Consider the following 22,150-nt stretch of genomic DNA (forward strand, 5'->3'; position numbering starts at 1 on the left):
AGCATTTATCCTCTCAACATATTAAATAATTTATATCAAGTTTTAAAGCCATAGTTACTATTTCTTTCTAAACAAAAAATAGAGGAGACTAGCTCATATAATGAACTAACCATCCTCTATTTACGTTACTACAAGTAACTCAGTCTAGAACTTTATTTTCTTCTGACACTACAAAGATATGAAAACAGCTAGATTAAATCGAAAAAAATCCAGTGCTGGAAAAGCATTACGGGGATATTGATCGAGAAAAAGTGAGGAAGAGATCGGATTGAAAAAGAAAAAGCCGAGCGAAACCAGGAGGAAATACCTGGAATCAGTCCGGCTTGTAGTTAAACTTAATAAGCTTTGTGCATGGATTGTATGGTGGGCGTTGTAGTTTGTTGGATGTTAACAATATGGTCAGTGACATTATAGTTGGTGTCTGAGAAAAGTGCCATTAACACTCAATTACATTAATATTTGTGTCTCATAATTACATTAAAGGTAGTGCCTTGCAAATCCTCTTACGTTGGACTCGATTTCCGATCATCTGGAGATCAACAAATATCACTTTTGCAGGTGGCCTACCGGCTCACCTTGATCCCGTCGGCCACCCTCAGCTCGGTTCCGTCGATGTCGTCGATGACGTTTTCGACCATGCTGAGGTCCTCCCCGGCATCGATCCTGATGCCGTTGGCAGCCTGTCGAATGACGTTGCTCTCGATCCTGATGCCTGAGGGGATTCCTGTGCCCCGTCCGTCAGCACCGCGGTCCTCACTGAGCCGGATGGCCCAGAACCCGTCAGTCCCTCCAGTGATGTGGTTACCGTGCAACTCCGTGCCCGGCGCATTGCGGATCTCGATGCCTGCCTTCGAATCCTCCCCGCCGGTAATCCTGTTGTCCTCGATGAGGGTGTCAGGAGTTCCCAGGATAACGAGGACTCCCTGACGGTTTCCAACCAGGTCGTTGGAGTGCACCCAGTTTCCAGGTCCTGAGGCATCGTGCTTGTTCTTGGACCCGCCGGAATTACCCAGCGCGATGCCCGCCTGATGCCCACCGATGACCGTGTTGTCCCGGACCTCGTTCAGGTATTCACCCTCGCCGTGCAGGTCGATAGCGTCGAGAAGGCTGCCGACGATGGTGTTCTCCGCCACGAGATTGTTGTGCGTGGGGAACTGCAGCAGAATGGCGTGCCGCAGATGCCTGCCATCGAAGGTATTACCGATGACGACGTTGTGCCGGGAATCGTTGGCGGCATCCGGGTCGTGCTGGTCCGCTGAGCCCTCGATAGCGATGCCGTAGCCCTGTCCGCCGGGGCCGACGGCAGTTGCCCCACTGATGTAGTTTCCAGAGAGGGTCACTTCACGGCTGGCTTTGACGGAGATGCCGTGGCGCTCGAAACTTCGGATACCCAGGTTCTTCAACAGGACCCGGGAGCTGGCCTGCCCTTCGTGGGCTCCGAGGTGGATCCCGTACATCGGGCCGCCACTCGCGTCGCCGTCGTCGGGGTCGTCGCCGAGTGGACCCTCATGACGGGAGGTGATGGTGAAGTCAGCGACGATGACGTCGTGGACGCCGGAGCCGCGGATCACCCGGCTGTTATCCTCGCCGTCGAGGGAGGTCAGCAGCACGGTGCTCTCCTGGCCCTCGCCGCGCAGGTCCACGCCGCTGCGCAACACGATGTTCGCCGAATCGTCGGCCGGGTCAGTGGAGCGCAGGTCATACGTACCGGCCGGCAGCACGACCTCGTCACCCGGTTCGGCCGCGTCCAGGGCAGCCCGGATGGCTGGTGCGTCGTCGTGTGAGTCCGGATCCGGATCTGCCCCGAAGTGCGTGACGTCCAGGGTCCTGCCCGTGGCCGGACCCGGCGTCGGCACCTCGATCGGCGCGCCGAACTGGTCCACCAAGCCGGGGGCCTGCCAGTCGCCGTGCCCAGACGAGGCGGGTCCCACGGCGTCATCGTTCCCGACCGGCCCGTCGGATTCCTCGACGGTGCATGCGGTCAAGAGGACCATCAGAACAAGGGCCACCCACCATGAATGCGCCGGACCTCGCCGGCTGTTCCGAACGGATCTCTTCATCAGACTTCTCACGTCCTTCCATGACTCTTTTCGTCCCTCTCGTCGCCCATGGAGGCGCCTTAGAAAAGCGGTGAGCCCGCGGGCATCGGCTTCATTCGCCGAGCCCGCGGGCTCACTACCTTCGGGATGCCTGACAACCCCTACCGGGTCGCCGACGTCATCCCATGGCCAGAGGCCTACAAACGGGGGGATATTTCCATTGTTCCTGTTGTTTCTATTAATTTCCAAATCGTAGAAAGTGTTAACCAGTTCCACGAAAACAATCCGCAGATCGATAGTGTCGGATGCCTTAACCTTAATAGGTAAGCGGGCATTATCAATATGCTCAACTTTCCCGTTATTTTCGTGATTTCCGAGAGATTATAGCTGAATCTATATTCAGCTACACTATTTAAGAGTTATTTCATTTCAAAGAAGCTTGGTGGATACCTATACTATAGACATCCACCATACAACTAATTTACAGCTTGATTCCTAGGTCTAAGTTAACATTAAGAACCCGAAGAATCATAGTGACTGACTCAGCTCTAGAAGCAGTAGAATTAGGATCAAACTTTCCGTCACCTTTTCCATCGACAATCCCAGCAGCAGATAACTTGTTGATTGCATCTTCCGCCCAACTACCGGATATGTCTTTGAATTTAGAGGTACCGGGAGAATTGCTTATGTTCATTACCTTAGAGAGAATAGTCACTATCTCGGCTCTAGAGATTTGATTATCAGGCTTGAAGGTTCCATCCGTATAACCATTGATGATACCATTACTCTTCAGAGCATTGATCTCGTATGCTGCCCAATTCCCTTTTGTGTCAGCAAATGATGAATCTCCTTTTGGTTTGATTCCCAGCGCCTTCACTAACATTGTAGCGAATTCAGCTCTAGTTACCTTAGCATCCGACTTGAAAGAACCATCAGCATATCCTCTCACGAATCCAATCTTAGCAGCAAGCTCAATCGCATTAGCACTCCAGTTCGTTTTCGACACGTCTTTAAATTCTACTGTAGCAGTTGATTCGAGAGCTTTAGTTACTTTCTCCTTAACAACCTCTACATTTACAATCTTCGTATCGAACAAAGGTTTTTCGGGTTTAGGCCCAGGAGTACCATTGTTTCCATTGTTTCCATTGTTTCCATTGTTTCCGTTGTTTCCGTTGTTTCCGTTCCCCTTGTCCTTGCTGTCGTCCTTGCTGAGTTTGAAGTTCAACGGAACGTCCTTTTCCAGCGGGGTGTCTGCCGAGGAACCACCGACATGCACGCGGTACTTTCCGTCAACGGTAGCCCACTCGCCGTCAGCCCAATTCGCCAGGTTGTCCGGGTCTTCCGGAATGAAATAGGAGAACGGATGGTTGGAGTCGGTCTGGTTAATCCGCAGTGTCACCTTCTGGCTCTTACCGGGCTCAAGGTAAACCTTCTCGAAGTTAACGAGTCGCTTGGACGGCTGCCCCGCCTCGTCCGGTAGAGTCAGGTAGACCTGTGCTGCTTCTTTACCGGCAGCGTCACCAGTGTTCGTGATCGTGAAGGACACGTCAATACCGGACACCGAACCTTTACCTTGGACCTTCTTCACTTTAATGTCTTCATACTTGAAGGTCGTGTACGATAGGCCGTACCCGAATGGGAATACCGGCTTCACGTTGTTGGCCTCGTACCAGCGGTAGCCCATCTCGAGGCCCTCGGTGTACTGGGCGATGAGTTGGTCGGAACCGTCACCGTACGCGCCCGGGCCACCTGGCTTGCCGGTGTCTTGACGGGTTCCAGGGTACTGAACCTCGGTCGCAAAGGCAGCTTCACGTTCAGTGGCACCGAACGTCATTGGCAGCTTACCAGAAGGATTGACCTTACCGTAAAGCAGGTTAGCGACGGCATTGCCATCCTCCATGCCCGGGAACCATGCAGAAAGGACAGCTGGGACTTCATCCAACCACGGCATGAGCACCGTACCGGAAGTCTTCAGTACCACAGCGGTGTTCTCCGCGTTGGCCTTAAGTACTGCATCGATCATCGGCTCCTGCTCAACCCAGTCCTCTGAGTCCGGGTTCTCGTCGACGTCGATGGCCGGGAAGCCAAGTGTCTTGCGATCCACAGTCTCATGTGGGTTATCTCCGATCATAAGTAGCACGACGTCGGACTCAGCGGCTAACTTGGCAGCAGCCTCCGGATCACGGCCATCGTTGTACGTCACTTCAGTGTCGTAGCCAAGTTCTTTGATGATATTCTCTAGGCCCTCTTGTGGAGTGACCGTGTAAGGTGTCACGACGTTTTCGTTGCTGTCCCGAACAGAGCGCGGAGACAACTTTGCCTCACCAGCGAACCACTCAACGCCGATCAGAGCGATCGATTTCGGCTCGCCGTTCAATGGAAGGAAACCGTTATCGTTCTTCAACAACACAGACCCTTCCTCTGCCATCTTCCGTGCGCTAGCGCCATTAGCCATCGGATCGACAATCTCCGGCAGGAACTTGTCGTAAGGCTCATCCATGTGGCCAAACTCGATCATCTTGATGTAACGCGGACGAAGCAGATTGTCGATGTCGTCCTCAGTCACCTGACCTGAGTCGAGAGCATCTTGGATCTTCTTTTGAGTGTAGTACTGCGGTGCCCAGTCGAGCTCGACATTCATGCCCGCCTTAATGCCAGCCACCGTGTCGTGAATTGCGCGACGGTCACTCATGACGTAACCATCGAAGCCCCATTTGTTACGTAGGGCATCTTGGAGTAATTCAGAGCTGTCACAGGCGAAGGTGCCATTGACGTCGGGGAAAGAGCACATCGCGGACGCCGGGTCAGCATCCTTGACGGTCATCTCGAAGGGCAGCATGTACAGCTCGTTCATGGCCTGTGAGGGAACCTGGACACCCATCGTCCACCGCTCGGTCTCCTGCTCGTTACCAGCCAAGTGCTTAAGCTGTGCCTGGACCCCCTGGGCCTGGATGGCCTTGACCTGCTCGGTAGCTAGGATACCTGTGAGATATGGGTCCTCACTGAAGTACTCATAATTACGGCCATTGTACGGGTGACGAATGAGGTTCATTCCCGGTCCGAGCAACACGTGATGCGCGAAAGCCCGTGTCTCCTCGCCGAGGATTCGGCCAGCCTCATAGTTCAACTCACGATCAAATGTAGCAGCCATAGCCACAGTGGACGGTAGACCTGTCGCTATCGGGTCATTACCACACGACCCGCCCTTAACGCCTGTACCACCGTTGGTCATGCGAATTGTGGGGATACCCAGTTCCTCGATCCCACGGATTTGTCGGCCAGTGTCCTGCCACTCACATCCGGGTAGTGTACCCTGTGGCGCGAATTCGCCGGTCTGGTACTTGTTAACACCGCCCTTCTTGATGACGACCGTCTCACCAGTGTCGTTCTCATTGAAGCGCGAGATGGCGATTTGCTGGATTTTCTGTTCCATCGTCATCTCATTGAGAAGCAGCTCGGTGCGCTCCTCAGCAGAGAGCTGGGTGTTCATCCAGGGTCGGGTCCCTTCCGTTCCACCGTTCTCCGCATAAGCAGGAATTACTAACGTAGACATAAAGATCATTGCTGTCAAAAAAATTGAACTAATTCGTTTTATCAACCTATTCTCTCCCTTGCATCTATTTGTCTATTAGTGTTGAAATAATTCGCTATATCATCTCTCCCTTACTAACTATTAAGTGTATCACTATAGAGAAAAACAATTACGCTAGTCAAGTTTCAACTGACTATATTAGCAAATTCTTAGAATTAATGACCTAAAATTTGGAGGTTAAATAGAAGAAGTTAATAGTAATGGTATAAATTAATATTATTTAATAGATAACTATATTCCTATCCTAGTTTTTAATATATTACTATATTCCTATCCTAGTTCTTAAATATGCTTCATATGTAGTCCTAATAATGTACAATTCATCATCAAACGAAAATACAGACTCAAATAAAGCCTCGAACGTTTTTTAACGGTTTCAAAATATACTGGGTCATCGATATCTCTATATGGAACACCCAATTCAAAGCGAATACTTATCTCGGAGTTATAAAATATTGGCGGTTCAAATGACACTCCATATAGCTTTGACTGCATATAATCCTGAAACTTCACTGCATCACCTTCCAACCTTGTTATTGCATTAGTATCCGTTAGAATTCAATTACGGTACAAATTCTCATGTACTAAACCAGCAATAAATGCAGTAAAGTTTTCTGCTAGGGGGATTATAGGATGCTCCGAGGTTACTAGGTCAGCGTGCACAACTTTCGATTCCCTATCTGGTCCGCAATCTCGATAATCGAGCATTACCGCATCATGTCCACCCGACGGACATACGTAAATAACAATCCCAATGGGAGGGTATTTCCATTCTCTAATCATAAATCCCCTCCTAAACTCTTCAGAATCAATCCCCCCTGTATCGCCTATCCCATAGATCCCTTCAATAGCGATGTGATCTTTTGCCCAAGATGTTGGTGTTGTTGTAGCGAATCAAGTATTAATAGGGGTACCACCATTTTTTACACGAATTAACTCCACATAAGCCATTGGCAATTTGAAACCTAACGAACGTTCTGCTTCAAGAGCCATTTCTTCTGTCACTGAAATAGGGTTTGTATAATAATCTGATTCGTTCCAAAATCCCGTTAGAACCATGTAAATACGCACCTTTTTTTGATCATTTAACAGCATTTTATCAGAGTATTCCTTATTCGAAATATGTAACATTACTGCCCGTTAGTTTAACAAAGAAAGGGAGCAGCTGCCGCAGCAAACTACTCCATGTTTGTTCAACTATCGTTTCCCGTTAGTTAAATAAATTTGTTGTCTGTTTTTATTGAGTGTCTTCGTCGCTTTTGTACTCCAAAATATCACCTGGCTGACAATCCAAAGTCTTACATATCGCTTCTAATGTTGAAAAACGAACCGCTTTTGCTTTCCCATTTTTCAGAATGGAAAGATTCGCCATAGTAATTCCAACCCTCTCCGAAAGCTCCGTTACGCTCATTTTTCGTTTTGCTAACATCACATCAATATTAATAATAATTGCCATATGCTCCACCTCAGACCGTTAAATCATTTTCTGATTTTATATTAATAGCTTCTTGTAAAATTCTTTGGAGAACAGCAACAAAAACGGCGATCACCATAGAGGCGAAAATAATGACCAATCCCATTGGCATGAAACTTGGAGGGTCAACTCTCTTCCCCATGAGATAGTAGAGTGGCATACCTAGCAGGTACAAGGTACTGATTGTGATGGCACAGTATTTTATATTCTTTAAAGCTTTTACAGATAATTCCGAGAACGCTTGGTTCTTATCAATATAGGTTAAAAGTTTAAAAGCTTGATACAGAGCAAAGTAAAAAGGAATCGCTGCTGCGTACATATCGATTAAAACAAGAGATTTCATATAAGCCGTTTCTGGATACAATTCTCCAGCAAAATCCCCAATCTTAGGCACTAAAAATATGCACAAAGCGAGAATTGGGATTCCAATAAGAATAACAGCTATTTTCAAAAAGAGTGTTTTTCCTCGTTTCATAAACTGCACCTCACTTATTTAATGTCAGTTTTTACTTTACCACATAATTTATCGTTTTACGATAAATAAATATCGTTTTATATAAAAATAAAAAGCATTTCTCATTACAAAGAAATGCTCTTACTTTAAAATGTTAAATTTACAACTTATTCAACAAAACTGCCCGTTAGTTGAACACTATTTCTCTTCTAAACAATTTTCACACTCAAGATCTGTCCACGAATTTAATAATTTTATTCCGCAAATTGTACAATTCCTTTTCCCCGAATACCAAGAACCTGTTTTATGGAACAAAGCAACGCTTTTATCCCAATGAATATTGTCTTCGTGTCCCTGAGGATGAAAATCGCCATCTTCATTGACTGGAGGTGATGGTTCATTGCCTGATAAGAAACCCTTAATCCAATACTTTGTATTTAAAGGCATGTCAACTATTTCCCCAAGCGAAACATTTAAGAACACATCTTTTTGTGGGCAATACGCAGATATTCTCCCATGAAAAGTATGCGGATTCCCCACAATGAAATGCTTGCCCTTTACAATGTTCTTCAAGAATGAACCATAGGTCTTTATCAAAATCATGAATTTGTTTCAATTGCTCACGACCTAAACGTCACTTTTTTAATATTATATATTACATTCATTTATTACATTATCCTGCCCGTTAGCTTAATGAAGCATCGTTATTCTAATACTTTATTTTCTCAGTCTAGAACTTTATTTTCTTCTGACACTACAAAGATATGAAAACAGTTAGATTAAATCGAAATAGATCCAGTGCTGGCAAGGGATTACGGGGATATTGATCGAGAAAAAGTGAGGAAGAGATCGGATTGAAAAAGAAAAAGCCGAGTGAAACCAGGAGGAAATACCTGAAATCAGTTCGGCTTGTAGTTAAACTTAATAAGTTTTGTGCATGGTTTGTATGGTGGGCGTTATAGTTTGTTGAACTAACAATCCCCTACTCCACCGTAACGCTCTTAGCCAAGTTTCTTGGCTTATCCACGTCATGCTCCAGTGCTAACGAAGCGTAGTAAGAGATCAGCTGCAGCGGTACTACAGCAAGTGCTGGCGCTAAGATAGGAAGTGTTTTCGGAATCGCGAAAATTTCGTCGACAGATTTCGCTACTTCTTCTTCGGAGCCTGCATTCGCTATTGCGAGTACATGTGCGCCGCGCGCTTTCACTTCTTTAATGTTGCTAAGTGTTTTTTCGTAAAGCTCTTCTTGTGTCACGACTGCGATGACAGGAATGCCCTCTTCAATCAGCGCTAGTGTTCCGTGCTTCAACTCGCCTGCCGCATAGGCTTCCGAGTGAATATAAGAAATTTCCTTCAGCTTCAGCGAGCCTTCCTGCGCTACTGCATAATCAACGCCGCGTCCGATGAAGAAAAGGTGCTTATGGTGTGAAATAGATTCTGCTACTTGCTTAAGCTCGCCAGCTTGCTCAAGAATGCTCTCCACTTGTGCAGGCAGCTGGTGCATAGCCGTAATTACGTCAGCGATATACGCATCTGTTTGTGTTCCTAATGTTCCAGCCAGATGAAGGCCGAACAAGTAGAACGCGATTAGCTGCGACGTATATGCTTTGGTCGAAGCGACAGCAATTTCAAGGCCAGCCCATGTAATAAGCACGAAATCAGCTTCGCGTGCAACAGAGCTCCCCACAACGTTTGTGATCGCAAGTACACGAGCGCCATTACGCTGTGCTTCGCGCAATGCTGCGAGCGTATCAGCTGTTTCACCGGATTGGCTCACTACGATTACAAGCGTGTCTGGTGTAATAATTGGCGAGCGGTAGCGGTATTCCGAAGCTACATCATTTTCTACAGGAATACGTGCAAGCGACTCAATTACGCTTTTGCCGACCAATCCCGCATGGTATGCCGTACCACATGCTACGATATGCACCTTACGAATCGATTTAATATATTCAGCTGTCATTCCCAGCTCTTTCAGTTCAACAGATTTGCCATCTTCCGAGATGCGGCTCATCATCGTGTCGCGGTATGCTTTAGGCTGCTCGTAGATCTCCTTCAGCATGAAGTGATCAAATCCGGCTTTCTCCGCCGTTACAATATCCCAATCGACATGAAATATTTCCTTGGAAATACTTTCGCCTTCTGTCGTCATCAGTTCGACACTATTACGTGTCAGCACAGCCATTTCGCCGTCGTTCAAAATATAGACGTTGCGCGTATGCTCAAGAATTGCCGGAATATCCGATCCGATAAAGTTCTCGCCTTCTCCTACGCCGATTACGAGCGGGCTTGCAAATCGAACCGCAACTAGACGATCTGGTTCATATTCAGTCAATACGCCAAGAGCGAATGCTCCACGCATACGTTTAACTGCGCGTTGAACCGCTTCAACGATATTGCCGTCATATTCGTCAGCAACCAGGTGGGAAATCACTTCTGTATCTGTCTCCGATACAAAAATATGCCCTTTCGCCTTCAATTCTTCTTTCAAGTGCAGGTAGTTCTCTATAATGCCGTTATGAACGACAGAAAATTTAGCTGTATTGTCGGTATGCGGATGTGAGTTCACATCAGACGGCTTACCGTGAGTTGCCCAGCGCGTATGACCGATTCCAACAAAACCTTCGAGCGGCTCATCGCGGAGCAAGCCTTCAAGATTCGCCAAGCGACCTTTGGACTTTGTAATTTCAAGCCCGTTTTTCGTGAAGACAGCGATACCGGCGGAATCATAACCCCGATACTCCAGCTTCTTCAATCCTTCGAGCAAAATGTCCTGCGAGTCGCGTTTACCAATATATCCTACAATTCCACACATAATTTAATAGGCCTCCGATAAGGTGTATTTCCCGTCCTAACCGGATGCCTGCCAAAGTGCGGCACAGGCAAATATGAAGTTGTCACAGATTAATCCCATTTATTGCGGAAAGGAAAATGTAACCCCTCTGCCCGTGCCCACCCCACTGGTGGCATCCTGGACATTTGGGAGTAATTCTTTAATTGCATAAAAGATATAGCAGCCTGCCGCACGATTGTATGACCGGTCGCCCGGCCGTTTTACGTAACGGCTCTCGGTTGGCTTACTAATACCGGAAGGTCCCCGCCGAATGTTTCGAACACCTTCACCTCGTCAGCTTAACCGTATAAACACCCGCTTCAAGCTTATCTTACTCAGCTCTAAAGCAAATCATTTATCACGCAAGCTCTGGCGCTTAACTAGCTTAAATAACCTCGATCCTCGCTTTCCTTCTTGAATCACTTTTCTTATCATATTCATTTTCTGCAAACTTCGCAACCCATTGCTTGAAAATACCTCTTACTTCTTCCAAAAAAGTACAGGTGAAGACCCTGCAGCCGCAAGAACTGAGAGTCTTCGACAAAATCCCTTATTTCATTAGCCTAGCTCGCTTTTCACCACTTCGACGATTTGAGCCACGTATGACTCTACCATCTCTTTGTCCGGGCCTTCAGCCATAACACGAATCAGAGATTCAGTGCCTGATGGACGCACAAGCACACGCCCCTCGTCACCAAGCTCCCGCTCCACGCGCTGTACCGCTTCCTCAATTGCTACGTTTCCTAGGTATAGGCTCTTATCTCCTACACGTACGTTCACGAGCTGCTGTGGATATTTACGCATAAGACCTTTAAGCTCACTCAGCATTTTACCGGAAGCTGACAGTGTATCTACAAGCTGAAGAGCAGTTAGAATGCCGTCGCCAGTCGTAATATGATCAAGGAAAATAACGTGGCCGGATTGCTCGCCTCCAAGATTGAAGCCGCCGCGGCGCATTTCTTCCATTACATAACGATCTCCTACCGCTGTTTGTGCTGTCTTCAGGCCGATTCGCTCCGTCCCTTTGAAGAAGCCGATATTGGCCATGACGGTAGTTACAATCGTATCTTCCTTCAGCTTGCCCGCCCGCTTCATCGCGTCGCCAATGATACATAGAATAAAGTCTCCGTCGACCTCTTCCCCCTTCTCGTCAATGGCAATCAATCGGTCTGCGTCGCCGTCAAAAGAAAGACCTAAGTCTGCTCCGTGCTTCAGCACCTGCTCAGTCAAATATTCCGGATGCGTTGAACCAACGCCTGCATTAATATTAAGTCCGTCCGGCTCTGCACCAACGGTAATAATATCCGCTCCAAGCTCGCGGAATACGGAAGGGGCAAGCTCATAGGCGGAACCGTTCGCGCAGTCAAGAACGATTTTGAGTCCGCTGAAATCGCCTTTTATAGTCGTTTTCAGATAGTCCAGATAGCGCTGCTTCGCGCCTTTGTCACTAGAAACAGCACCAATATCTCCACCCTCAGGGCGCGGCAATCCGTCGACAACTGCATCTATGAGTTGTTCAATTTCCAGTTCCGTATCATCCGATAGTTTAAAGCCGTCTCCAGCGAAAAATTTAATGCCATTATCTTCTACAGGATTATGCGATGCCGAAATCATAACACCCGCGTCTGCATTCAGTTCGCGTGTTATGTATGCCACTGCTGGCGTTGATACAACGCCAAGACGAACAACGCTTGCTCCTATCGATAATAAGCCTGCGATTAACGCAGATTCCAGCATTGGGCCCGATATACGTGTATCCAAGCCGATTACTACCTTAGGCTTATTAGCCTTTCTTGTTAGAACATAGCCGCCACAGCGGCCAATCTTGTAAGCTAGCTCTGGTGTCAGCTCTCGATTAGCTACACCGCGCACCCCGTCAGTACCGAAATATTTCCCCATAATTCAACATGCTCCTTTGTTATATGCTTAGTTATTTCTTATATACATTCACTGCTTCATCATTTATGTGTTCGTGTTGGTTCCGCCCGTTGCGTTGCCGCCTCCGCCGCCTCCGCCGGGATCAGGAGTAGCCGTTGGAGGCTGGGTCGTTTCCGAACCATGTCCATCATCCGGCTCGACCGGATCTGTCATGGCGGCTTGATCGTCAATAATATCGATAGTTATGGTTAGCAATTGCCCCTCATTTACGATCTGCACATAGGATGGCACGTCTACCTGCAGCGTAACAACATGTGTGCCTGGTGCAAGCCCCTCAACGTTCGCAATTAGACTAATCTCATCGTTTTTCAGGGCGGAAAGCACTGTCTCCGCGCCGCTGACGGTCAAATTGAATTTGCCGTCGGCAGGTGTTCGGATCACGGCTGACAAACCATCGGCAACGCCATTAATCGTCACAGGAAGCCCCGTCATTGTTCGAGTGATATTGGGCGCCACAACCACATTAATCGATAGCTCAGCCGGGTCGACCGACTTAATGCCGTCAATGAGCTGTGTTTTGACCATAACACTTCCGGACTGCTTCACCTTCGATAAATCGAGAACGACACCGTCATATACGAGCAGCGCGTCCAGCGTCTTCTGATCACCGAACACGGTCACTTTGTCGACAACTGGCTTCATGGAAACAAGACTTAAGCCTTCAGGCAGGCTTCCCGTATAGCTGACCTGAAGTGGCAGCGTTTTGAATGGCAAAGTGACCTTCGCCTCAACATGGACAGTCTCAGGGCTGACTTTGGCATGTGTCATTTCAATGCCATCTGTATCATATACCATAACCTTGGCTTTTTTGTTAACTACTGTTTTGTCCGCACCCTCAACGTTAATTTCAACGGATACAAGCCCGACACGGCTCATATCTTCCTTCGGCAGCGTGACCTTCACCTCATTAGTAGGTGCAACTACCGTTGGTGTACCCGCTATAAACCCAGCTGCCGGCGTTCCTTCCGCAACGACCTGCATCTCGAAGGATTTCGTCATTATCTCCTGCAGCTGCACCTTAACCGTACGAGGAGACATCTGCACGAGCTGAATTCCTTTCGGCAAGCTATAGGTTAGCGGCAATTCCTGTATTCCTGCTTTGGCATTCTTCAAATCTACTTTAACAATATAATCATCATCCGAGGATGCATTCATCAGACTCGTAAGCCGTCCTTGCACGTCAAGTCTTACTACAGTAGGCTCCATAGCCGTTAAAATATATTTTTCACTGTTCAAGCCCTCCGTCTTGATGACGGCTGCTTCAATTGTTTTCGTATCTACGCTTGACGTTATAGTCTGCGGCGTTTTCTCTGTATCAATATGAACGACCGCCCATAAAAGCAATGCGAGAACAACAGAAATAATTTTAAGAGCGGTGGGATGACTTAGCCATTTATCCATGACGGCCTCCTTTGCGCTTCCAAAGCGAAGATAGGTTGAAGCGACTCTTGCTGCTGCTGGCATCCGTCTTCGGCGTCAGCTCATCGAACAGCTTCGAAATGAGCGATTCCTCGTTAATATCGCGTACAATCATCCCGCCAAGCGATAATGATATTTGCCCGGTCTCCTCAGATACTGTAACGGACACCGCATCCGTTACTTCACTCACGCCAATAGCAGCGCGGTGGCGAGTACCGAGCTCTTTGCTTATAAAAGGGTTTTCCGAAAGCGGCAAATAGCATCCAGCAGCCATAATTTGGTTGCCGCGTATAATAACCGCTCCATCATGCAGCGGTGTATTCGGCGTGAATATATTTATAAGCAGCTCCGATGTTATTTTCGATTCCATGCGGATACCCGATTCAACCAGTTCGCTTAAGCCAGTGGTCCGTTCAAAGACGATTAGAGCTCCTATCTTACGGCTTGCCATGAAACGAATAGCTTTAATGACGCCGTCGATTTGCTCGCTCACTACATCACGGTCAAGCGAATTGGAGCGCGAAAATAGCTTCCCGCGTCCAAGCTGCTCCAGCACACGTCTAAGCTCAGGCTGGAAAATAATAAGCACTGTTACGATCCCGAGCGTGAACATCTGATTCATTAGCCATTTCAGCGTGTATAGGTTGAACCATGTGCTCAGCGCCCACACTGCAACGAGTAGAAATATACCTTTCAAAAGCTGGACCGCGCGGGTTCCGCGAACAAGCAAAATCATTTTATAAATGATATAGCTTACTATGCCAACATCTATGATGTCCTTTAACCAGTCATGCCAGGTTAAATCCGAGAAATAACTCATATGCCAACCCCCAACAGCCATTACGCCTTGTATCTAATTATCGGTATTCAACTTTATTATTTTCTAGATGTGGGGTTAGAAATCCTTTTTTTTAAAATAAATTAAATAAATTAAAAAAACGCCCCCCTTTAATCAGGGAGGCAGTCTGAATTAACGAGCGTTACCGCCAAAAGTTTGCGTCACCTTATACCAAAACCAATCGAGCGCTTGATCGATTGTCCGGCTCTGTCCTGCAATATGACCTGTTGAAGCAAGGTTCAAGGTTCCGTCGATAACGGTTACGTTGCCGTCTATCTCGCCCTTTACGTCAGCTACCCCATTCTCTACAGTCAAATCACCTTTCAAATGCACGCCCTCGGGTACGATAACGGTTGTTCCTTCTATAATGATGTGCTGAAGATCCTCGCCTTGGCCAGCTACGACAAGCTTGGTATCCCCTTCCCACATCGTGAAAAAGCTCCCAAGCATAACGAGTACGAAAACAGCAGCAGCTGTAACGCCAGGGTAACGAAAAATAAACCGAACGACCCCGTTCCGCTGCTTGCTCTTCTGCTTCGGCAACTGTTGCATGATCCTTTGTGTTAATTGCTCGGATGCCTTCTTGTCATAATCCATGGCAGGCTTAATCGCTTCTAAAGTTTGGAACGCGGCAGCGTCCGTCATCTGGAGCTGTTCAAACCGGCTGCGACAAGCCGGACAGGAAAGTAAATGAGTGTTTAACGTTAGGATATCTTCACGCGACAGCTCACCGTCCAAATAGTCATGCATCCATACGATGGCGACGTTGCAATTCATAGCAGCCAGTCCTTTCTTTCCATTGCTCGCGCATAAGTTCTATTCTCGTTATTAGGATACGTTATGCGTGAAGGGATGTTTCACTTTTTTTTGAAAAAGAAGAAGATTGGGAGCTTACTCCTATAATTCTCTCCCTATTCAACAAAAAACAAGCCTCTTCGCAGCTTAAAGTTTATGTTCAAGCTTTTTGCGGAGAAACTCCCTTCCCCTATGCACACGCGTCTTAATCGTTGTCACGGGCATATCGAGCACATCGCCAATCTCCTGCAGTGATAAATCCTGCATATAGCGAAGCATCATTACCGTCTTGTACTTAGGTGGCAGCGATGCGATCGCGGCGTGAATAATCCGCTGCGTATCCGATAGCAGCAGCTCCGATTCTGGTGTTCGGTTATCGCCGGGAATCATGGAATACCCATCCAAGCCTTCATGCTCTGTGGATTCAGCATCAAGTGAATAGGTTGGCTTACGCTTCCTAAGTCGATCAATGCATAAATTTGTAGCAATCCGGTAGATCCATGTCGAGAATTTCAACGTATCATCATATCGATCCAAATTTTTATATACCCGAAGAAACGTATCCTGGACAACATCCTCCGCCTCCTGGCGGCTGTTTAACATCCGATACGCCATATGAAAGAGCTTATCTTGATAGAGGTCTACAAGCTCAGCAAATGCCTGCTGATCGCCTTTCAGCGCTAATCGCGCCAGGCGTGCTTCCAATACATTCACCTTAACTCCTCCAAACCTTTTCGTTCAGCCAATCGTCATGCAGCTATCGCCATCAACGCCGATTCCTAGCCCGAATTAAATTCAGACTGCGTTCGCTCAGTAAAATATATAAAAAAACGGTATGTAATCCCCGATGCCTATTATAGAACGATAGCATGATTCAACTATCTCGATCTTTGTAGAACTATTATAACTAAATGCTGCAATTAGCATGCTTCCATTACGACAACTGCTATCTAATGCAGCAATGCGACATTTTTTGCTCACGGGTTCATCCCTCGTCCACATTCCGACAATCAATTATATACTTTACCCGCTAAACCAGCAATCGACCTAAGACTAGTTTACTAATCGACCTTTGACTAGGAAGAGGCGAAGCATGAGTACAAAAAGGGATAAAGCTGCAAACGAAGAATGGCCCGAAAGTCAGCATTTTTCACAAAATGCCATCTTTCGGACCATCACCCGGCCGTGCAGCCCATCTTACATTGGATCTGTCACATACGAGAAGCTGATCAAAGCGTATTCGTCTTTAATTTCTCAAGCACATTCGTAATAGTCGTGGTTGGAATCGCGAAGCCCATGCCCTGTGCCTCAGCATTTACTGCTGTATTTATACCAATTACTTCTCCTTTTGCATTTAGAAGCGGTCCGCCTGAGTTTCCGGGATTAATGGATGCGTCTGTTTGCAGCAGATGCTCATATTGATGCTCGCCCTTCTCGTCCGAAATGGTGATTGGCCGCTCTTTGGCGCTTAATACCCCCATTGTCAGCGTATGATCAAGACCGTATGGGTTGCCGATTGCAATTACCCATTCTCCGATATTCGTCTCATCCGAGCTGCCTAGTTTAAGGGAAGGAAACGCTTTGCCGTCAGGATTGTCTACCTTAAGTACAGCTAAATCCAGGTCATAGCTGGAGCCTAAGACCGTCGCAACAAGCGGCTGGTCATAACCTTGAACCGTCACTTTAACCTGCTTGGCACCCGATATAACATGCTCATTCGTTAGAATATAACCTGTCTTATCAAAGAAGAAGCCTGACCCTGTGCCGGACAGCTCCAGCTCTGTGCTGCCTCCTTGCTGCTCCTGCTGGCGTCCTCCTCTTCCCGATTGGCCGCCGCCGAAAAATTGACCAAAGGTCGGATCATCCAATATAGAGGAAGACTGTGCAGCAGCCCCATAGTTTTCGATCTTAACGACTGCCGGGCTTGCCGCGGCGTATATCGATGCGACATCATCACTTGTATTCAGCGAGACGGTCGATAGCCCTGAATCTTGCTGAGCAGAGCCATTTACAATGTTTGAACCTGAGCTTTGCGGTTTCGCACCGGTAAATAGATTGTTTTTATCCGCTGCGTAAGATAAACCGCCGATTACGACGGCACCTATAAGGAATGAAGCAAGCATTGTTCTCGCCGAGCTGCCGCCTCTCTTCGAGCGTTTGCTTCCTCCCATCGAAGGCTGCATCAAATCCATATTCAAGCCAAGCTCTTTTTCGTAGCTCTCTCTTAATTCATTCGTAGATTTACGGGATTCATAAATATAAGTAGTGACAGGAGTCGAATTGGATGAAGGGGTAGAATTAGCCGTTGATTGATTATCGTAGTCTGCTGCGCGTTTGTTATCCTCGTTCATTTCTATCATCCTTTCAAGATAAGTATCTATTTCCGATATACCTATCATGCAGGAAGTTCCTTAAATCAATCTTAAGCGGATTATAAATGAACATAAGAAAAATAGAGTTGGTCTTCAAAATGGAAAAGGGGATGTACCGAGAGTAGTTAATCTACTCCAGGCACATCCCCATTTATTATTAATGAAATTAATAATTAACCCGTATTCCTCAGACCCGCTGCAATTCCGTTAATAGTAAGCAATACCTGGCGGAGCAGATCCTGATCGTCATCGCCATTATCACGCAATGCGCGAAGCTCGGTGAGCAGCTGCACTTGCATGTAGCTGAGCGGATCGACGTATGGATTACGCAAACGAATCGATTCTTGAATAACAGGCACATTATCCAAAATCTCTGTTTGCCCCGTAATGCTTAGAATAAGCTCGGATGTCAGCTTATATTCCTGTTCAATTTGCTCAAAAATGCGATCACGAATCGTTTGATCCTTGATCATATCCGCATATTCCTTCGCAATAAGCAGATCTGCCTTCGCTAAAGCCATTTGCAGGTTATCGATCAGCGAACGGAAGAATGGGAAATGCTCGTACATTGTACGAAGCGTACCCAGCTTATTCTCATCTTCGCCTGCATATTGATGAAGCGCTGTACCAGCCGCATACCAAGCCGGCAGCAAGTAGCGGCTTTGCGTCCAAGCGAATACCCAAGGAATGGCGCGCAAATCCTCAAAGCGGTCACTATTCTTCCGTTTCGATGGACGTGAACCAATGTTAAGCTCGCCAACCTCAGGAAGCGGAGTAGATTCCTTGAAATAAGTCAAGAAATCCGGATCACGGAAAATAAGATCCTGATACTTCTCAAGTGCAGTCTCGGAAATCTCACGCGCGATTTCTTCCCATTCCTTTTCTTCCTGCGGTGCTTGCTCTGGATATTTCGCCAAACGAGCTGAAGTAATAAGCGCCCATGTCGCTTGCTCTAAGCTGCGGTATGCAATACCTTGCAAGGAATAACGCGAGGAAAGAACCTCGCCTTGCTCGGTGATCTTAATTCCGCCGCCAACCGTATGAGGCGGTTGAGCCAGAATGCTGCGGTTAAGCGGCATTCCGCCGCGGCCAAGCGCTCCGCCGCGACCATGGAAAAATTTCAATTTAACATCATATTCTTTGCCTGTAGCTGTAATTTCATTGAGAGCAACACGCAGCTCCCAGTTAGCTGTAACCGCTCCGCCATCTTTGTTGCTGTCGGAATAGCCAAGCATGATTTCATGAAGATTGCCTCTAGCCTCAACTGCTTGACGGTAGATCGGCAGCTCGAACAGCTCCTTCATAATAGTTGGAGCCGCATTAAGATCATCAATCGTCTCGAACAGCGGTACGGATTGCAGTGTGCAGCGAATAGAGCCGTCAGCCTCCTTGCGGAATAAGCCAACCTCCTTCGCAAATACCATAACCTCAAGCATATCGCTAGCTGCTTCAGCCATACTGATCAGATAGCTGGATATGCAATTGACGCCAAATTCTTGCTGTGCACGGTAAATCGTATGGTATACGTTCAAGCATTCACGCGTCGAATCTGAATAATCCAGATGACCCGAAGTAAGCGGGCGCGGATCATTCAGAAGGCGGTGAAGCAGGTCCGTCTTCTCTTCTTCTGAAAGCGATGCATAATCGGCTACGACATTCATCTTCGCCAAAATCTCTGTCATCGCATTCTCATGCTCTTGGCTATGCTGACGTACGTCAAGCGCCATTAGATGGAAGCCAAACAGCTCTACTTGGCGCACAAGCTTCGCTAAAGCTGTATCTGCTACATAATCAGCGAAGTGGTGACGCAGGCTGCGGTCAATTACTAACAGATCCTCGCGGAGCTCGGACGGGTGGTTATACCGCATTGCCGAGCCTTTTAACGATTCATCACGCGTATTAGCAAGCTTCTCCAGCATGAAACCAAGCTTAATGCGATAAGGCTCCTTCGTATTTCTCCAAAGGTCTACGCATTTCAGCTCAACGTGCTCACGGTCCGAAAGGATCGATGCCTTGAGCTCCTCTGATATTTCTACGAGGCTCGTACTGAAGCTGAGCAAGTCAACAAGCTCGGTAAGCTTCTCTTCATACTTGCGAATCGCCAATTGGCGATGTAGAGTAAGTGTCTCCCACGTTATATTGGAAGTAACAGATGGATTTCCGTCACGGTCTCCGCCAATCCACGAACCGAAACGCAAATAATCCGGCACATGCCATTTCTCATTCGGATAATATTTGCCGAGGCAGCGCTCAAGCTCCTCATATACGTTAGGCAGCACTTCGAACAATGTTTCATCGAAGTAATACAATCCGTTGCGAACCTCATCGATAACGGTAGGCTTGCGGTCGCGCAGTTCATCCGTCTGCCACAAAATAAGAACCTCATTCATGAGCTTCTCACGCAGCTTCTCCCGCTCCCGATAAGTCAAGGTAGGGTTATCCAGCTCCATGACATCGCCGGCAATCCGTTTATGAATTTCAAGAACCGCACGACGAGTCGCCTCAGTCGGGTGGGCTGTCATAACGAGTTCAAGCGAAATATTGCTCAAAATATCACGAACATCCTCAATCGGAACGCCGCGCTCCTTCAAATCTTGTACTGCGCTCTCAATGGAGCCGCGTTGTACCGTTTCACCAGCAGAAACCTCATAATCTCTTTTCCGTCTAATCCGGTGATTTTGCTCGGCAATATTGACAAGTTGAAAATAAATTGCGAATGCCCTAATGACTTGATGGCGTATTTCCGGGCTTAGGGAAGATACATTTTCTTTAAATTGATCGAATAGCTCCGGTACAAATTCAGCGCGCAGCGCCTTACTTTGCTCACGAATACGTTCTACGATTTCGAGCAGCTCGCGCCCGCCTTGATGAACTAGAACTTCGCCGAGAATATTACCTAGAAAGCGGACATCGCGTCGCAGCAAATTGTTTGCCTGCTGACGGTTGGTCGTCAATGTAGATGCAGATTGATCCGACATACTGTTCCTCCTAAATTTTGCGAAGCAAAAAATTCGCTTCGAAAGCATTTGCTTGTTATTGCGAAGCCATAGTCGCTTCGTAAGCATTTACTTGTAATGGCGAAGCAAAATTCGCTTCAAAAGCATACTTTAATAATATGAACGTTTTTTGACTTCTACTATCATACTACAAAAACCAACAGGGTTGAAGCCCCGAAGCCAATCACAAATAAAAACGGAGCTGCGGATTGGACGAGATATCCTATTTCGTTGTTTTATACTAATAAATCAGCAAAAACCTTATAAGCCTGTATATAAGCTGTACGCACTTGCTCAATATATACCCATTCTTTTCTTGATTTCATCACACTTTTGAAAAAAAGTTTTTCCTAATCAAATAGCATGCAGATTTAAAAGTTTATTATGTTAAGTAAAAACAAAAAAAGCCTTGCATCGCAAGGGTTCCGGGTTTAATGAGTTGGTGCGGGTGATGGAATCGAACCCACGCTATTAGCTTGGAAGGCTTACACTGATCCTCCCACAATATGAAATAAAGCCTTAAACTATCATGGTAAAAATTTCCCTTCTATTATATGTAGATTAAATTGGTTCAGTTTTCGAAGGGCTTGAACACCAATCGGACACCGCTTTTTTTGCTCGAATCTGAATCTAAATAGTATTAATTGAAGCTCTGGCGTATGATGCCGGAGCTTTCTTAATGATCACCAAAAATCAGAAGCACTCACGTCTGGATCCTTCTGTTGGAGTACTTTAATAATTTCCCTCTGCCGGATGAGTTCAGGACGGTTTCTTGCATCCCTTGCACCAGGAAGAGGCCCGGTGTGGAACCTCTACCTTTGCTTCTCCTGCCACGATAATTGCTGTCGCCGTTTTCTGCAGATGGTTAATCCGGGTGTGACCGGGATCGTCACCAGCTCATATTCAGATGTGTCCTTCGCTAACTCTTCAATAGCCTGATACACCGTCCCGCACCAGTCTGGACGCACCTTGGATTCATTGTCCGGGTGAGAGTCATGAAACAATACGATCCCATGCGGTACGACATACGGAAATAAAAGTCTGAAATCTTCAAGCACAGCCTCCTTCGAGTGATCCGCGTCAATGAACAGCATGTCGATCTGCAGCGGCTGAGCCTGCAATCTCTTAGCGAAATCAGCAGAGGTCCCATGGAAAAATTGAACCTTCCCCGATTTGCTCATGTACTCCCCTGCCTGGTGGGCAATATCAATTCCTATTAGCTGATCAGCATAATCAATCATTCGATTAAAGTTCGCACAATATTGGATGCCAAGCTCCACATATACCTTTGGTCTGACGATGCTAGCTAGTTGAAAGATAAAATCTAAGTGCCAAGTGTCTTTCACAGTCGTTCCCCTCTCCGCATCCCATCTCGTTGATGGAAGTCTTCCAGCATTAGC

At 47.0% G+C, this 22,150-nt stretch carries 17 protein-coding genes; all 17 read right to left on the reverse strand.

The window, feature by feature from the left end; all coding sequences use genetic code 11:
• Positions 1-563: 563 nt before the first annotated feature.
• Positions 564-1,994, reverse strand: coding sequence for a right-handed parallel beta-helix repeat-containing protein (locus tag CEF13_RS25670; protein ID WP_166742920.1), 1,431 nt, complete (start codon positions 1,992-1,994; stop codon positions 564-566).
• Between the two features lie 526 nt (positions 1,995-2,520).
• Positions 2,521-5,637, reverse strand: a complete 3,117-nt coding sequence (locus CEF13_RS25675; RefSeq protein WP_102715248.1) for a glycoside hydrolase family 3 C-terminal domain-containing protein — start codon at positions 5,635-5,637, stop codon at positions 2,521-2,523.
• Positions 5,638-5,913: 276 nt separating this feature from the next.
• Positions 5,914-6,126 (reverse strand): DUF3885 domain-containing protein, encoded by a 213-nt coding sequence (locus CEF13_RS29770; protein WP_424991987.1) that lies wholly within the window; start codon positions 6,124-6,126, stop codon positions 5,914-5,916.
• 63 nt (positions 6,127-6,189) lie between these two features.
• Positions 6,190-6,486 carry an SMI1/KNR4 family protein gene (locus tag CEF13_RS29405; protein ID WP_166742923.1) on the reverse strand — a complete coding sequence of 99 codons (297 nt, stop codon included), beginning with the start codon at positions 6,484-6,486 and terminating at the stop codon, positions 6,190-6,192.
• Between the two features lie 39 nt (positions 6,487-6,525).
• On the reverse strand, positions 6,526-6,690 hold the full coding sequence (locus CEF13_RS29410) for an SMI1/KNR4 family protein (RefSeq protein ID WP_146022761.1): 165 nt from the start codon (positions 6,688-6,690) through the stop codon (positions 6,526-6,528).
• A gap of 178 nt (positions 6,691-6,868) precedes the next feature.
• Positions 6,869-7,087 carry a helix-turn-helix domain-containing protein gene (locus CEF13_RS25690; protein WP_004434885.1) on the reverse strand — a complete coding sequence of 73 codons (219 nt, stop codon included), beginning with the start codon at positions 7,085-7,087 and terminating at the stop codon, positions 6,869-6,871.
• A gap of 10 nt (positions 7,088-7,097) precedes the next feature.
• On the reverse strand, positions 7,098-7,580 hold the full coding sequence (locus CEF13_RS25695) for a DUF2975 domain-containing protein (protein ID WP_102715254.1): 483 nt from the start codon (positions 7,578-7,580) through the stop codon (positions 7,098-7,100).
• Between the two features lie 177 nt (positions 7,581-7,757).
• Positions 7,758-8,162 (reverse strand): hypothetical protein, encoded by a 405-nt coding sequence (locus CEF13_RS25700; RefSeq protein WP_102715256.1) that lies wholly within the window; start codon positions 8,160-8,162, stop codon positions 7,758-7,760.
• Positions 8,163-8,541: 379 nt separating this feature from the next.
• Positions 8,542-10,374, reverse strand: a complete 1,833-nt coding sequence (glmS, locus tag CEF13_RS25705; protein ID WP_102715258.1) for a glutamine--fructose-6-phosphate transaminase (isomerizing) — start codon at positions 10,372-10,374, stop codon at positions 8,542-8,544.
• Between the two features lie 576 nt (positions 10,375-10,950).
• The gene (glmM, locus tag CEF13_RS25710; protein ID WP_102715260.1) at positions 10,951-12,291 is read right to left on the reverse strand and encodes a phosphoglucosamine mutase; all 1,341 of its coding nucleotides are present in this window, start codon (positions 12,289-12,291) and stop codon (positions 10,951-10,953) included.
• A gap of 63 nt (positions 12,292-12,354) precedes the next feature.
• On the reverse strand, positions 12,355-13,731 hold the full coding sequence (locus CEF13_RS25715) for a CdaR family protein (RefSeq protein ID WP_166742921.1): 1,377 nt from the start codon (positions 13,729-13,731) through the stop codon (positions 12,355-12,357).
• On the reverse strand, positions 13,724-14,569 hold the full coding sequence (gene cdaA, locus CEF13_RS25720; protein WP_102715264.1) for a diadenylate cyclase CdaA: 846 nt from the start codon (positions 14,567-14,569) through the stop codon (positions 13,724-13,726). The genes CEF13_RS25715 and cdaA overlap by 8 nt, the downstream gene beginning before the upstream one ends.
• A 150-nt stretch (positions 14,570-14,719) precedes the next feature.
• Positions 14,720-15,364, reverse strand: a complete 645-nt coding sequence (locus CEF13_RS25725; RefSeq protein WP_102715266.1) for an anti-sigma factor family protein — start codon at positions 15,362-15,364, stop codon at positions 14,720-14,722.
• Positions 15,365-15,529: 165 nt separating this feature from the next.
• Entirely contained in the window at positions 15,530-16,096 is a 567-nt protein-coding gene (sigW, locus tag CEF13_RS25730; protein WP_102715268.1) for an RNA polymerase sigma factor SigW, read from the reverse strand.
• A gap of 515 nt (positions 16,097-16,611) precedes the next feature.
• Positions 16,612-17,733 carry a S1C family serine protease gene (locus CEF13_RS25735; RefSeq protein ID WP_102716568.1) on the reverse strand — a complete coding sequence of 374 codons (1,122 nt, stop codon included), beginning with the start codon at positions 17,731-17,733 and terminating at the stop codon, positions 16,612-16,614.
• 194 nt (positions 17,734-17,927) lie between these two features.
• Positions 17,928-20,732: a phosphoenolpyruvate carboxylase gene (gene ppc / locus CEF13_RS25740; protein ID WP_102715270.1), complete on the reverse strand. Its 2,805-nt coding sequence runs from the start codon at positions 20,730-20,732 to the stop codon at positions 17,928-17,930.
• 830 nt (positions 20,733-21,562) lie between these two features.
• The gene (locus CEF13_RS25745) at positions 21,563-22,096 is read right to left on the reverse strand and encodes a class I SAM-dependent methyltransferase (RefSeq protein WP_102715271.1); all 534 of its coding nucleotides are present in this window, start codon (positions 22,094-22,096) and stop codon (positions 21,563-21,565) included.
• Between the last annotated feature and the right edge of the window lie 54 nt (positions 22,097-22,150).

Origin of the sequence: Paenibacillus castaneae, assembly GCF_002884445.1 — a bacterium.
Lineage (GTDB): Bacteria > Bacillota > Bacilli > Paenibacillales > Paenibacillaceae > Pristimantibacillus > Pristimantibacillus castaneae.

Excerpts from the sequence above, each read along its gene's own strand:
- CEF13_RS25670 (WP_166742920.1), bottom strand. The coding sequence starts at position 1,994 with ATGGTCCTCTTGACCGCATGCACCGTCGAGGAATCCGACGGGCCGGTC.
- CEF13_RS29770 (WP_424991987.1), bottom strand. The coding sequence starts at position 6,126 with ATGCAGTCAAAGCTATATGGAGTGTCATTTGAACCGCCAATATTTTAT.
- CEF13_RS29410 (WP_146022761.1), bottom strand. The coding sequence starts at position 6,690 with ATGGTTCTAACGGGATTTTGGAACGAATCAGATTATTATACAAACCCT.
- CEF13_RS25690 (WP_004434885.1), bottom strand. The coding sequence starts at position 7,087 with ATGGCAATTATTATTAATATTGATGTGATGTTAGCAAAACGAAAAATG.
- CEF13_RS25695 (WP_102715254.1), bottom strand. The coding sequence starts at position 7,580 with ATGAAACGAGGAAAAACACTCTTTTTGAAAATAGCTGTTATTCTTATT.
- CEF13_RS25700 (WP_102715256.1), bottom strand. The coding sequence starts at position 8,162 with ATGATTTTGATAAAGACCTATGGTTCATTCTTGAAGAACATTGTAAAG.
- glmS (WP_102715258.1), bottom strand. The coding sequence starts at position 10,374 with ATGTGTGGAATTGTAGGATATATTGGTAAACGCGACTCGCAGGACATT.
- glmM (WP_102715260.1), bottom strand. The coding sequence starts at position 12,291 with ATGGGGAAATATTTCGGTACTGACGGGGTGCGCGGTGTAGCTAATCGA.
- CEF13_RS25715 (WP_166742921.1), bottom strand. The coding sequence starts at position 13,731 with ATGGATAAATGGCTAAGTCATCCCACCGCTCTTAAAATTATTTCTGTT.
- cdaA (WP_102715264.1), bottom strand. The coding sequence starts at position 14,569 with ATGAGTTATTTCTCGGATTTAACCTGGCATGACTGGTTAAAGGACATC.
- CEF13_RS25725 (WP_102715266.1), bottom strand. The coding sequence starts at position 15,364 with ATGAATTGCAACGTCGCCATCGTATGGATGCATGACTATTTGGACGGT.
- CEF13_RS25735 (WP_102716568.1), bottom strand. The coding sequence starts at position 17,733 with ATGAACGAGGATAACAAACGCGCAGCAGACTACGATAATCAATCAACG.
- ppc (WP_102715270.1), bottom strand. The coding sequence starts at position 20,732 with ATGTCGGATCAATCTGCATCTACATTGACGACCAACCGTCAGCAGGCA.